At 71.6% G+C, this 12640-nt stretch carries 10 protein-coding genes and 1 riboswitch; of the genes, 4 read left to right on the plus strand and 6 right to left on the minus strand.

Annotated features, from left to right (window positions below; translation table 11 throughout):
* Nucleotides 1-4: 4 nt before the first annotated feature.
* The gene (locus HF577_RS33385; protein ID WP_281359929.1) at nucleotides 5-133 is read left to right on the plus strand and encodes a helix-turn-helix domain-containing protein; all 129 of its coding nucleotides are present in this window, start codon (nucleotides 5-7) and stop codon (nucleotides 131-133) included.
* 27 nt (nucleotides 134-160) lie between these two features.
* On the opposite strand, the gene HF577_RS33390 is transcribed toward HF577_RS33385, so the two are convergent.
* The gene (locus tag HF577_RS33390; protein WP_169399992.1) at nucleotides 161-1561 is read right to left on the minus strand and encodes an MFS transporter; all 1401 of its coding nucleotides are present in this window, start codon (nucleotides 1559-1561) and stop codon (nucleotides 161-163) included.
* A 300-nt stretch (nucleotides 1562-1861) separates the two neighbouring features.
* Nucleotides 1862-2227, minus strand: coding sequence for a hypothetical protein (locus HF577_RS33395; RefSeq protein WP_169399993.1), 366 nt, complete (start codon nucleotides 2225-2227; stop codon nucleotides 1862-1864).
* Between the two features lie 318 nt (nucleotides 2228-2545).
* Nucleotides 2546-2754: riboswitch (cobalamin riboswitch) on the plus strand.
* A gap of 37 nt (nucleotides 2755-2791) precedes the next feature.
* On the opposite strand from HF577_RS33395, the gene metE reads away from it, so the two are divergent.
* On the plus strand, nucleotides 2792-5056 hold the full coding sequence (gene metE, locus HF577_RS33400; protein WP_312859547.1) for a 5-methyltetrahydropteroyltriglutamate--homocysteine S-methyltransferase: 2265 nt from the start codon (nucleotides 2792-2794) through the stop codon (nucleotides 5054-5056).
* Here metE and HF577_RS33405 read toward each other — a convergent pair.
* Together HF577_RS33405 and HF577_RS33410 are read right to left on the minus strand one after the other, a co-directional pair.
* Entirely contained in the window at nucleotides 5027-7363 is a 2337-nt protein-coding gene (locus HF577_RS33405) for a heavy metal translocating P-type ATPase (RefSeq protein WP_169399994.1), read from the minus strand. The genes metE and HF577_RS33405 overlap by 30 nt on opposite strands.
* Before the next feature lie 61 nt (nucleotides 7364-7424).
* Complete coding sequence (locus HF577_RS33410) at nucleotides 7425-7613, minus strand: hypothetical protein (protein WP_169399995.1); 189 nt, start codon at nucleotides 7611-7613, stop codon at nucleotides 7425-7427.
* A gap of 297 nt (nucleotides 7614-7910) precedes the next feature.
* On the opposite strand from HF577_RS33410, the gene HF577_RS33415 reads away from it, so the two are divergent.
* Together HF577_RS33415 and HF577_RS33420 are read left to right on the plus strand one after the other, a co-directional pair.
* A complete protein-coding gene (locus tag HF577_RS33415; protein ID WP_169399996.1) occupies nucleotides 7911-8531 on the plus strand; it encodes a DUF5134 domain-containing protein in 621 nt (206 codons plus the stop codon).
* 7 nt (nucleotides 8532-8538) lie between these two features.
* The gene (locus HF577_RS33420; protein WP_169399997.1) at nucleotides 8539-8682 is read left to right on the plus strand and encodes a hypothetical protein; all 144 of its coding nucleotides are present in this window, start codon (nucleotides 8539-8541) and stop codon (nucleotides 8680-8682) included.
* Between the two features lie 53 nt (nucleotides 8683-8735).
* Here the strand turns inward: HF577_RS33420 and HF577_RS33425 are convergent, their stop codons facing one another.
* Nucleotides 8736-9821: a ribonucleotide-diphosphate reductase subunit beta gene (locus HF577_RS33425; RefSeq protein WP_312859548.1), complete on the minus strand. Its 1086-nt coding sequence runs from the start codon at nucleotides 9819-9821 to the stop codon at nucleotides 8736-8738.
* Entirely contained in the window at nucleotides 9818-12622 is a 2805-nt protein-coding gene (locus tag HF577_RS33430; RefSeq protein ID WP_169399999.1) for a ribonucleoside-diphosphate reductase subunit alpha, read from the minus strand. Before HF577_RS33430 ends, HF577_RS33425 begins: the two co-directional genes overlap by 4 nt.
* Nucleotides 12623-12640 lie beyond the last annotated feature (18 nt).

Genomic DNA, 12640 nt, shown 5'->3' on the forward strand with positions numbered 1-12640 from the left:
GCGGCTGGTCCGCGACGGACTGTCCAACCCCGAGATCGCTGCCCGGTTGTTCATCAGTCCCCGCACCGTCGAGTACCACCTCCACAAGATCTTCGGCAAACTCAACATCACCTCACGCCGACAGCTCCGCTGAGCGCTGCGAGCAGGCCGACCGCACTCCTCACTCCTCCAGCGAGCGTCCCTGGGTCTCCGGGCCGAACCCCACGGCGACGGCCATGATCACGTACATCGCGCCGACCAGGACGAACAGACCGACCGTGCCGGCGGCGTCGACGATCACCCCCGCCAGCAGCGGCACGAGCGAGGCGGACAGGAGGAGCACGGTCACCATGGCGCCCGTGCCGAACGCCCGGATCCTGGTCGGGTAGAGCTCCGTCGCCCAGATGAAGGTCGTGGTGTTGAGCAGGATGAACATCAGCTGCAGCAGGCCGCCGAACACGAGCACCATTGGCGATGTCGCGAACACGATCGCGACGACGACCGCAACGGCCGAGCCGTATCCGAGCACCACCCGGCGCTTGAACCAGTAGCCGAAGATGCTGGCCAGCACCGCGCCCACCAACCCGCCGACGTTGATGATCATGGTGTAGACGAGCGAGGTGGACACGTCCAGGCCCCGCGAGACCAGCACGGTCGGCATGAACACCGTGACGGTCACCTGAGCGCCGAAGGTCATCGCGGCCACCACCCAGATCACCACCGTGTTGCGGGCCAGCCGGCCCTGGAACACCTCCTTGAGCCGCACCCGCTGCCGAGGTAGCCGCGCGCCCTCCACCGCGTCGATGTAGCGGGTGGTCGGCATGCCAGGTAGCGGGCGCAGCCGGTTCGCGGCCAGCCGGGTCAGCACCTTGTTGGCCTCGTCGACCTGGCCGTCGACCAGCAGAAAGCGCGGCGACTCCGGCAGGAACCAGCGGTAGGCGAGCACCAGAAGCGCGGGGACCGCCAGTACGCCGAGCAGCCAGCGCCAGGCCACGGTGGGTCCGCCGAGGGTCTCCTGCAGCGGGCCGAGCATGAGGGCACCCAGTGCGGAGGAGGCGAAGATTCCGAGACCGCCGCCCGCGACGTTCACCGTGGCCACGGCGGCGCCCCGGAACTTGGTGGGCATCAGTTCCGCGACCAGGGTGATTCCGGTGCTCAGCTCACCGCCGAGCCCGATCCCCACGACGAACCGGGCGACCAGCAACCAGACGAAGTTCGGGGAGAACGCCGCGGCCAGCGCGCCCACGGTGTACAGCGCGAGGGTGTACATCATGGTGATGCGCCGCCCGTAGCGGTCGCCGGTGACACCGGCGATCAGCGACCCGATCGCCATACCGGCAAACGTCACCGTGGTCAGCAGCCCCACCTGGGCGTTGGACAGCGACCACTGGGAGGCGATCAGGGGCGCGGCCAGTCCGACGTCGTACTCCTCGATCGCATTGACCAGGGTGCCGACCGCGACCAGCACCAGGATGAGCACGTGCGCCCGCCGGAACGGGATGCGGTCCAGTGCTGAGGCGAGCTCGTGGCCTGCGCGGTCCCGGAGGTGTTGGAGATGGTCCGACGACGCCGAGTTCGTCATGTTGCTCCAGATGGGCGAGTACGTTTCCCGGGACCGGCACGGCGTCGTGCGGCCGCCCCGCCGTCCCGATCGTGACGTCGCTCTGCTCGTCGAGCACGGCGCGACGTCGACCGGCGCCGCTGAAGGCCGGTCAGTTCTTCGCCCTGATACAGGCGTGGTCGGCCGCGACGCCAGGTCCGCTACGGCGCCGACCTGCCGGCGCCCCGGACACTCTGTCACAACGGCGCCGCCGACGGCCGCTGCCGGCGAACCGTCCTACGCGGCACCGGCTGCGGGCGCGATCGTGCTGATGCCCTCTGGCTACGCGGTTCGTCCACGGCGTACGGACCGAGCGTGAGCGTCGTCCCGCCCTCGGTGGCGCGAGCGACCAGCGGGCGAACCGGCGCTGCTACGAGCCGGTGGGAGGTCCGCGTCGGGGCTTTCGGCGTAGTACGCGCGGTGCACGATGTCCCACAGCAGCTGGACCGCCACGGTGACGACGAGCGCGGTGGTGTCCCGGTCGCGGCCGGCCGGGTCGGAGATCTGGACGGGGTCGGTGCCGTCGAGCGCGGAGCTCCGGCCGGCTACTCCGGCTCGATCAGGTGCTGGAGGGCGGAACGACAGGGCTTCCTCGATCCGATCCTCGATCCGGCTCAATCGTGGGACGTCATTGCGGTCGAGGGTCATGGATGCACCATTCGGTCGGGCGGACTGCTGAAGGGCTGCTGCCGAGCGGAGCAGGTCGACCACGCCGGCGAGCGCCCCTGACGCAGGGGCGCGTGGGGGTCGGGCTCGTGTTGACGCGTGAAGGTGGACGAGGTGCGCGCCGTCGTGCGGCTGACACAGCATCGCGTTGCGCAGCGGCCGGTCGCATCGGTGAGGGCCCCGGTCCGAGCCCTGGCCGATGCGGCGGGAACCGCCACTCAGTGGTGGACACCAGCGTCCGTCGGGGTGTCACGGTGCCGGACAACAAACCTGGTGGTGAAGTTTTGTGATCACACCACTAATGTCCGCGATACCGACGGTTCGGGCGGGTCACCGTCCGAGGCAACAGGGAACCCGGTGGGAGTCCGGGACTGCCCCCGCAGCGGTGAGTGGGAACGACCGCCGTCACGAAGCACTGGGCGCGAGCGCCTGGGAAGCGACGGCCAGTAGGAGCACCAGGTCGGTGTGTGCCCGCGAGTCCGAAGACCTGCCGCCGGCACGCGCACCGCCTGGTGCGCGTCGACCGCGCTCGCGAGGAGAGAGCAAGTGTCAGAAATTCAGACCCCTGGATCCACCGTGCTCGGATATCCGCGGATCGGTCCGCGCCGGGAGCTCAAGCGTGCCGTCGAGCGCTACTGGTCCGGAGCATCCTCGGCCGAGGAGCTGCAGTCCGTGGCGGCGGACCTGCGCCGCGACACCTGGGCGGAGCTCGCCGGCTCGGGGCTCGACTCGGTGCCGTCGAACACCTTCTCCTTCTACGACCAGGTGCTCGACGTGGCTCGGGTCGTCGGCGCGGTGCCCGAGCGGTTCACCGCACTCGGCCTGACCCCGCTCGACGAGATGTTCGCGATGGCCCGCGGGCACGAGGGCGTCCCGGCTCTGGAGCTGACGAAGTTCTTCGACACCAACTACCACTACCTGGTGCCCGAGCTGGGGCCCGGTAGCCGCTTCGCGCTCGCCGACCGCAAGCCGCTCGACGAGTTCGCCGAGGCGCTCGCGCAGGGAGTCCTGACGCGGCCGACGATCATCGGTCCGGCCACGTTCCTCCTGCTCGCCAAGCCGGCGCCGGGCGCACCCGCCGGCTTCGTCCCGCTCGACCTGCTCGAGCCGCTCCTGGACGTGTACGGGCAGGTGCTGGCCGAGCTGGCCGCCGCCGGTGCGGAGTGGGTGCAGCTGGACGAGCCGGCGTTCGTCGCCGACCGCAGCCCGGCGGAGATCGACGCGCTCGGACGGGCGTACCGAAGGCTCGGTGAGCTGGCCGACCGGCCGCGGATCCTGGTCGCGAGCTACTTCGGCGACCTCGGCCCGGCGCTGCCGGTGCTGGCCGGGACGTCGGTGGAAGCGCTGGCTCTCGACCTCGTCGCCGGCCGGGCCGACAGCGCGGCGGCCGCGCCCGCGTTGCGCGACAAGACCGTGCTCGCCGGGGTCGTCGAGGGCCGCAACGTCTGGCGCACCGACCTGGACGCGGCGCTGGCCACCGCCGCCACGCTGCTCGGCACGGCGGGCCGGGTCGAGATCGCCACGTCGTGCTCGTTGCTGCACGTGCCCTACGACCTCGACGCCGAGCCGGCGCTGGCGCCGGACCTGCGGGAACGGCTGGCGTTCGCCCGGCAGAAGGTCCGCGAGGTCGTGCTGCTCTCCCGCGCGCTGCGCCAGGGTCGCGACGCCGTGGCAGGGGAGTTCGCCGAGACAGGGGGAGTGGCGGCTCCCGCGCAGCGCGACGAGCGGGTCCGGGCCCGGCTCGATGCCCTGGGCGCAGGCCACTATCGGCGGGGCAGCGCGGAACGACGCGTGGCCGCCCAGCGCGCGCACCTGGGCCTGCCCCCGCTGCCGACGACGACGATCGGCTCGTTCCCGCAGACCGGCGCGATCCGGGCCGACCGGGCGGCGCACCGGGCCGGCCGGCTCGACGACGCCGAGTACGTCGAGCGGATGCGGGCCGAGATCGCCAGGGTGGTGCGCCTGCAGGAGGACATCGGGCTCGATGTGCTCGTGCACGGGGAGCCCGAGCGCAACGACATGGTGCAGTACTTCGCCGAGCACCTCGCCGGGTTCGCCACCACCGACCTGGGCTGGGTGCAGTCCTACGGAAGCCGCTGCGTGCGGCCCCCGATCCTGCACGGCGACGTCAGCCGCCCCGAGCCGATCACCGTCGGCTGGTCGACCTACGCGCAGTCGCTCACCGCGAAGCCGGTCAAGGCAATGCTCACCGGCCCGGTCACGATCCTGGCCTGGTCGTTCGTGCGTACCGACCAGCCGCTCGGCGAGACCGCCCGGCAGGTCGGGCTGGCGCTGCGCGACGAGGTGCGCGACCTGGAGGCCGCCGGGCTGCGGATCATCCAGGTGGACGAGCCGGCGCTGCGGGAGCTGCTGCCGCTGCGCGCGGCCGACCGGCCCGCCTACGTGGACTGGGCGGTCGACGCGTTCCGGCTGGTCACCGGCGGAGTGGCCGACTCCACCCAGGTGCACACGCACCTGTGCTACTCGGAGTTCGCCGAGGTCGTCGGCGCGATCGACGGACTCGACGCCGACGTCACCACGGTCGAGGCGGCCCGGTCGAAGATGGAGGTGCTCGCCCAGATCGGTCCCGGGGTGCCGCGCGGCCTGGGCCCCGGCGTCTACGACGTGCACTCCCCGCAGGTGCCCGACGTCGCCGAGATCGAGGCACTCCTGCACACGGCGCAGCACTGGGTCGGGCCCGAGCGGCTGTGGGTCAACCCGGACTGCGGCCTGAAGACCCGCGGTGAGGAGGAGACGGTGGCGGCGCTGCGCAACCTCGTGTCAGCAGCCACCGCTGCTCGCAGGAGCTGACTCTCCTGCCGCGTGGGAGAGGGGCGCCGGGCGGACCGCCGCCCCTCTCCCGCGCGTCCGAACCCGGCCGCCGAGCCGGAGGCTGTTGGTGACGACGAGGACGGAGCTGGCGACCATGGCCGCTCCCGCGAGCATCGGGTGCAGCATCCCCGCGGCCGCGACGGGCAGGGCGAGGATGTTGTAGCCGAAGGCCCAGGTGAGGTTGGCCTTGATGACCGTAAGAGTGCGGCGGGAGATCGTGACGGCGTCGACGGCCGCGGTGAGGTCGGCGCGGACGAGCGTGATGTCGGCGGCGGAGATCGCGATGTCGGTGCCGGTGCCCATGGCGATACCGAGGTCGGCCTGGGCCAGCGCGGCGGCGTCGTTGATGCCGTCGCCGACCATTGCGACCACCCGGCCCTCTGCCTGCAGCCGGGCGATGTGGTCGACCTTGTCCGTCGGAAGTGCGTCGGCCAGGACGGTGGTGATCCCGACCGTGTCGGCGACCGCCCGAGCGGCGCCCACGCCGTCGCCGGTGAGGAGCACCGGTTCGAGCCCGAGCCGGCGCAGCTCGGCGATCGCGTCGGCGCTGGTCGGTCGGATGGTGTCGGACAGCACGAGCACTGCGGTGGCCCGGTCGGCCCGGGCCACCGCCACGGTGGTGCGCCCCTTCGCCGCGGCCTCGGTGAGCGGCTCCGCGAACGTGTCGGGGATCGGGATGCCGCGCTGCTGCAGCAGGGAGAGCCTGCCGAGCAGGACCTCCTCGCCGTCGATCACGCCTCGCATGCCGAGCCCGTCGAGGGAGACGACGTCGCGTACCTCGGGGCCGGTCCGTCCGTCGCTGCCTGCCGCGTGGCGGGCGACCGCCTGCGCCACGGGATGCGTCGACGTGCCGGCCAGCGCGCCGGCCACGACGAGCACCTCGTCGACGTTCGTACCGTCGGCCGCCACGACGTCGGTCACGGTCATCTCGCCGGTCGTCACCGTGCCGGTCTTGTCGAGCACGATGGTGTCGATGCGCCGGGTGGACTCCAGCACCGCCGGCCCGGTGACGAGCACGCCGAGCTGTGCCGCCCGGCCGGTGCCGACCAGCAGCGCGGTGGGCGTGGCGAGCCCGAGCGCACACGGGCAGGCGACGATCAGGACGGCCGTGGCGGCCGCCAAGGCCGTGGCCGCACCCGCGCCGGCGCCGGTCCAGAACCCCCAGGTGGCGGCGGCGAGCATGAGCACGACGGGCACGAACTCGCCGCACACCCGGTCGGCGAGGCGTTGGACGGCGGCCTTCCCGTTCTGGGCCCGCTCGACGAGGGCGGCCGTCTGCGCGAGCTGGGTGTCGGCCCCGACGCGGGTCGCCCGCACGACGAGGCGCCCTCCGAGTGCGACGCACCCGCCGATCACGTCGTCGCCCGGTGCGACGTCGGCCGGTGCCGGTTCCCCGGTGATCGCCGACGTGTCCAGTGCGCAGGAGCCGTCGACCACCACTCCGTCGGTGGCGACCTTCTCACCCGGCCGCACCACGAAGGTGTCGCCGACGGCGAGCCGGTCGGCCGGCACGAGGTGCTCCCGCCCGTCGCGCAGGACCCTGGCGTCGGTCGCGGCGAGCGCGAGCAGGCCGCGCAGGGCGCTGCCCGAGCGTCGGCGGGCCCGCGCCTCCAGGTAGCGCCCGGCGAGCACGAACGTCGTGACCCCGGCAGCGACCTCGAGGTAGATCTGCCCTGCCGCGTCGGCCGGGGCGAGCGTGAGCTCGAAGGAGTGGGTGAGTCCGGGCAGGCCCGCCGTGCCGAACACCATGGCGTAGACCGACCAGAGGAACGCCGCGAGGGTCCCGAGCGACACCAGGGTGTCCATGGTGGCGGCCGCGTGCCGCAGGTTCGCCAGTGCCGCGCGATGGATCGGCAGCGCGCCCCACAGCACGACCGGCGTGGTCAGGCCGAGCGCCGTCCACTGCCAGAGCGGGAACTGGAGCGCGGGAACCATCGACAGCACGATCACCGGCGCCGCGAGCGCCCCACAGGCGATGAGCTGCTGCCCCAGGGCGGCGAGGTCACGCTCGTGGGCAGCCTCGGCCTCGTCGTCCCGCGTGGCCGGATCCGGTTGCCAAGCCCGGTAGCCGGCGCGCTCGACCGCGGCCACGAGGTCGTCGACGGTCACCGTGCCGCCGTGCACGACGGCCGCTCGGCCGGTCGCGTAGTTGACGTTCGCCTGCACACCGTCGAGCTTGCGCAGCTTGCGCTCGATGCGCGCCGCACAGGCGCCGCAGGTCATGCCCTCGACGAGCAGTTCCGTCTCCACCGTCTCGGCGGCGGTGGCCGGGAGGGTCGCCGTCATCGGCGGGGACGGGTGGTGGGGTCGGTCATGGGGAACTCCTCGAGCGGTGCCGCCTCGGTCGTCACGGGTGGCCGTGCGTGAACGTCGTCGCGGGAAGCGATGCCTGCGGGGGTGGAGCGGGGGCGAAGACGCGGCCGGCTTGCCAGCCGCCCGCCGCGGTGAGGGCGAGCACCGCAAGGAAGGCGGCGACGCGTCCGGCGTTCGCGCGGGCAACCGCAGGCCGATCCTTCTCGGTGGGGGATGGGTCCACGGCGGCAACCTTGGAGCCTGGTTGCGGCATCGTTGCCAACCTGAGTCTTCTCGGCGGTGTGCGCCGTTACGAGGGCGATGAACGGTTTGGGGCTACGCCATTCGGCCTACCGGAGACAGCCGTTTGCGAGTTTTCGCCCTCAGGTCGCGGCGGACGGGCCGGCGCAGCCCCTCGCCGCAGCGGAAGCGCCTCCAGACGCGCCCCTACCCCGTGACCGTATAGATCCGGACGGTTGCACATGGTTAGCCTCGCCGTCGGTTCGTGGAGGCCCCCGGCACCGACGACGAGGAGTTGCGCATGGGATCGGGTCTCACGCCGTGGCTGGATCCTGTACTCGGCCTGGCGTGTCTCGCGGTGGCGGCATTCCATCTGGTCCTGCTCGGGAGGCGGCACGCACCGGTCGCCTCCGGTGCCCACGCCGCGATGGGGCTGGGGATGGCCGCGATGTTCCTCCCGTCGGCCGACCCGTTCCCGCAGCCGCTCTGGGTCGCGGTCTTCCTCGTGTCCGGCGCCTGGTTCGGCGCGGCGGCACTTCGCGGGGGATCGCTGCTGGACGAGGCAGGCCAGCACGTGGTGGGGGCGGCCGCGATGCTGTTCATGCTGCTCGGCGGGCACGGGCACGGCGCGCCGACGGCGACCGGGGCCGTCGCCCCGGAGCACGCCCACCACGGCGGTGGCGGGGGAGCCCCCGGCCTGCTGGTCACGATGCTCGCGCTGATCTTCGCGGCCTGGTTCGTCGCCGACATCGTGCGCACCGTGTACGCCCGCACCGCCGTGCCCGTCGCCACGGCACCCGTTGCCGTCGCTCCGGCCGGGACCACGGTGACCGCGGCGCCTGCCGCCCCGCTCACCGCGTCCGTTGTGGCCCATGTGGTGATGAGCGGCGCGATGGCCGTCATGTTGCTGGGCATGGCCTGACCGACCGATGCCGTCCACCTGTCCACCCCGCCGGCTGCTGCGCTCCGCGGTAGCGGTCGGCACGGCCACCGTGCTGGGTACGGGCGGGCACGTGCTGGCCGGGGGATCGGTCAGTACCGGCATGGTCGTCGCGGCGCTGGTCACGGGCTGAGCCGACCGCCGGGCGGGCGGATCATCGCCCGCCCGGCGGACGCTGCGCCTCGTTCAGTCCCAGTCCAGAGCGCCTCCGGTCCGGTAGTCGATGACGCGGGTCTCGAAGAAGTTCTTCTCCTTCTTCAGGTCGATGGCCTCGGACATCCACGGGAAGGGGTTGTCGGTCTCCCCGAAGAGGGGAGCGAGCCCGATCTGGTGGGCGCGGCGGTCGGTGATGAACCGCATGTACTGGGCGCAGGCGTCGGCGGTGAGCCCGAGCACCCCGTGCGGGAGGGTGTCGCGGGCGTAGGTGATCTCCAGCTCGCACGCCTCGCCGAGCATGCCGCGGATCTCGTCAGCGAATGCCGGGGTCCACAGGTGGGGGTTCTCGGTCCTGATCTGGTTGATGCAGTCGATGCCGAAGTTCAGGTGGATCGACTCGTCGCGCAGGATGTACTGGTACTGCTCGGCGATGCCCACCATCTTGTTGCGGCGGCCCAGGGACAGGATCTGGGCGAAACCCGTGTAGAACCACATTCCCTCGAACACGACGTAGAACGCGACGAGGTCGCGCAGGAACGCGCGGTCCGCGTCGGGGGTGCCGGTGGTGAAGCCGGGGTCGGCGAGATGGCGGGTGTGTTGGAGGGCCCAGGCGTCCTTGTCGGTGATCGAGGGCACCTCGCGGTACATGTTGAAGAGCTCGCCCTCGTCGAGGCCGAGGCTCTCGCACACGTACTGGAACGTGTGGGTGTGCACGGCCTCCTCGAATGCCTGGCGCAGCAGGTACTGGCGGCATTCGGGGTTGGTGAGGTGGCGGTAGACGGCGAGCACGACGTTGTTGGCCACCAGGGACTCGGCGGTGGCGAAGAAGCCGAGGTTGCGGGTGAGCAGCAGCCGTTCGTCGCTGGTGAGCCCGTCAGGGGAGCGCCAGAGCGCGATGTCGGCCTGCATGGAGACCTCAGTGGGCATCCAGTGGTTGCTGCAGGCCGCCAGGTACTTCTCCCACGCCCACCCGTACTTGAGGGGGAGGAGCTGGTTGACGTCGGCGCGGGCGTTGATCATCCGTTTGGCGTCGGCCGCGACCCGGCCGGCGCCGCGGTCGATCGCGCCGAGACCGGTGATGACCGGTCCGGTCGTGGGGAGCGGGGTGCTGGTCACTGGCAGGCCTCGCACTCGGGGTCGTCGATCCGGCAGGCGGCGCCGTCGGTGAGCGGCGGGTCCGCCGGCAGCGGGGGAGCGGGTGGGGCAGCGGCGGGTACGGCGTTGAGCTTGCCGTCGGTGCCGCGCAGGGTGGATTTCTCCACGTGGCTGGCGCCCTGTGTGCGCAGGTAGTAGGTGGTCTTGAGACCCTTGTGCCAGGCCAGGCGGTAGAGCTCGTCGAGTGCCCGGCCGCTGGGGGCGGCGAGGTAGAGGTTGAGCGACTGGGCCTGGTCGATCCACTTCTGCCGGCGCGAGGCGGCCTCCACCAGCCAGCGGGGCTCGATCTCGAAGGCGGTGGCGTAGAGCGCCTTGAGGTCGGCGGGGACCCGGTCGATCTGGCCGAGGCTGCCGTCGAAGTACTTCAGGTCGGCCACCATCACCCGGTCCCACAGCCGGCGTGCCTTGAGATCGCGCACCAGATACGGGTTGAGCACGGTGAACTCGCCGGACATGTTCGACTTCACGAACATGTTGCGGAACTGCGGCTCGATGGACTGCCCGACCCCGCAGATGTTGGAGATCGTCGCGGTGGGCGCGATCGCCATGACGTTGGAGTTGCGCATCCCGTTCACGCGAACCCGCTCCCGCAGGGCGTCCCAGTCGAGGGTGGTGGAGGTGTCGACGTCGAGGTCGTCGTCCCGGCGGGCGGCGGCCAGCAGGGCGACCGAGTCGATCGGCAGGATGCCCCGGCTCCACAGCGAGCCGTCGTAGGTGGGGTAGTGGCCGCGCTCAGCGGCCAGGTCGCTCGACGCGGCGATGGCGTGGTGGCTCAGGTGCTCCATGCTGCGGTCGGCGAACTCGACGGCGGCCTCGCTCGCGACCGGGATGCCCTGGGCGAACAGCGCGTCCTGGAAACCCATGAGCCCCAGCCCGACCGGACGGTGCCGCAGGTTGGACCGGCGCGCCTGCGGGATCGTGTAGAAGTTGATGTCGATCACGTTGTCGAGCATGCGTACAGCGGTGCGGACGGTCCGCCGGAGTTTCGCGGTGTCGAGCCCGTCGGGGCCGACGTGGGCGGCGAGGTTGACCGAGCCGAGGTTGCAGACGGCGACCTCGCCGTCGTCGGCGCCGGCGCGCGTGTTCAGGGTGATCTCGGTGCACAGGTTGGACGAGTGCACCACGCCGACGTGCTGCTGCGGGGAGCGCAGGTTGCACGGGTCCTTGAACGTGATCCACGGGTGCCCGGTCTCGAACAGCATGGTGAGCATCCGCCGCCACAGCTCGACCGCGCGGAGCCTGCGGAACACCCGGATCTCGCCGCGGTCGGCCGCTGCCTCGTACTCCCGGTAGCGGACGGCGAACGCCGTGCCGTACAGATCGTGCAGGTCGGGGGTCTCGTCGGGGGAGAACAGGGTCCACTCGCCGTCGGCCTCGACGCGGCGGAGGAACTCGTCGGGCACCCAGTTCGCGGTGTTCATGTCGTGGGTGCGGCGTCGGTCGTCGCCGGTGTTCTTGCGCAGGTCGAGGAACTCCTCGACGTCGATGTGCCACGTCTCCAGGTAAGCGCAGGCCGCACCCTTGCGCTTGCCGCCCTGGTTCACCGCGATCGCGGTGTCACCGGCGATCTTGAGGAACGGCACCACACCCTGGGACTGCCCGTTGGTGCCCTTGATGTGGGCACCGAGCCCCCGCACCGGCGTCCAGTCGTTGCCCAGGCCCCCGGAGTACTTCGCCAGCAGGGCGTTGTTCCGGTAGGCCTGGAAGATCGAGTCGAGGTCGTCGTCGACGGTCGTGAGAAAGCACGACGACAGCTGCGGGCGCGTCGTGCCGGCGTTGAACAACGTCGGCGTGGACGTCATGAAGTCGAACGAGGACAGCAGCTCGTAGAACTCGATCGCCCGCGCTTCGCGGTCCTGTTCGTTCAGGGCGAGCCCCATCGCCACCCGCATGAAGAACGCCTGCGGCAGCTCGAAGCGCACCCCGTGCTCATGGAGGACGTAGCGGTCGTAGAGCGTCTGGAGCCCGAGGAAGGTGAAGTCGAGGTCGCGCTCTGGCCGGACCGCGCTGGTGATCCGGTCGAGGTCGAAGGTCTGCAAGGCCGGGTCGGCGAGCTCCAGCACGACGGCTCGCTCGAGATAGCGCCGGAAGTACCCGGGGTAGCGGGCGGCCATCTCGTCCTGGCTCGCGTGCTCACGATCACCGGACAGGTGCGACAGCGCTTCGGTGCGCAAGGTGTCGAGCAGCAGCCGGGCGGCCACGGCGGAGTAGTTCGGCTCGGACTCGACGAGGCTGCGCGCCGCCATGATCGGTGCGAGGGCGAGCTCGCCCATGGTGATGCCGTCGTAGAGGTTGCGCCGGGTCTCGCCGAGCAGTGGCTCGGCGTCGACGTCGGCGATCCCGGCGACGGCCTCGGCGACCAGGTCCTCCAGGCGTGCCCAGTCCAGGGGGCGGAGGGTGCCGTCGAGGTCGGTGACCTGCAGCGCGGGCGGGGTCGGCGGCGTCGGGGCCGTCCGGGAACGAGCGTGCTCCTCGCGGTAGAGCACGTAGTCGCGGGCCACCTTGTGGTGGCCGCCGCGCATGAGCGCCAGCTCGACCTGGTCCTGGATCTGTTCGATGTGGAGCGTCGCCACGCTGCCCGGATCGGTGTGGCGCAGCAGGGCGTGCTGCACCTGCGCGGTGAGCTCCTCGACCAGGTGGTGCAACCGCGACGAGCTCGCGGTGTCGCTCCCCTCGACGGCGAGGAAGGCCTTGGACATCGCCACCGAGATCTTGGTCGCGTCGAATGCCGACACGGTGCCGTCGCGGCGGACGACCCGCACGTCTGTGGTGGGCGGGGC

This window comes from Pseudonocardia xinjiangensis, from assembly GCF_012911925.1.
Taxonomy (GTDB): Bacteria; Actinomycetota; Actinomycetes; order Mycobacteriales; family Pseudonocardiaceae; genus Pseudonocardia; species Pseudonocardia xinjiangensis.

Bases quoted from the DNA above. Each gene is read 5' to 3' on its own strand.
- HF577_RS33390 (WP_169399992.1), bottom strand. From the start codon at position 1,561: ATGACGAACTCGGCGTCGTCGGACCATCTCCAACACCTCCGGGACCGC.
- HF577_RS33395 (WP_169399993.1), bottom strand. From the start codon at position 2,227: ATGACCCTCGACCGCAATGACGTCCCACGATTGAGCCGGATCGAGGAT.
- HF577_RS33405 (WP_169399994.1), bottom strand. From the start codon at position 7,363: ATGACGGCGACCCTCCCGGCCACCGCCGCCGAGACGGTGGAGACGGAA.
- HF577_RS33415 (WP_169399996.1), top strand. From the start codon at position 7,911: ATGGGATCGGGTCTCACGCCGTGGCTGGATCCTGTACTCGGCCTGGCG.
- HF577_RS33420 (WP_169399997.1), top strand. From the start codon at position 8,539: ATGCCGTCCACCTGTCCACCCCGCCGGCTGCTGCGCTCCGCGGTAGCG.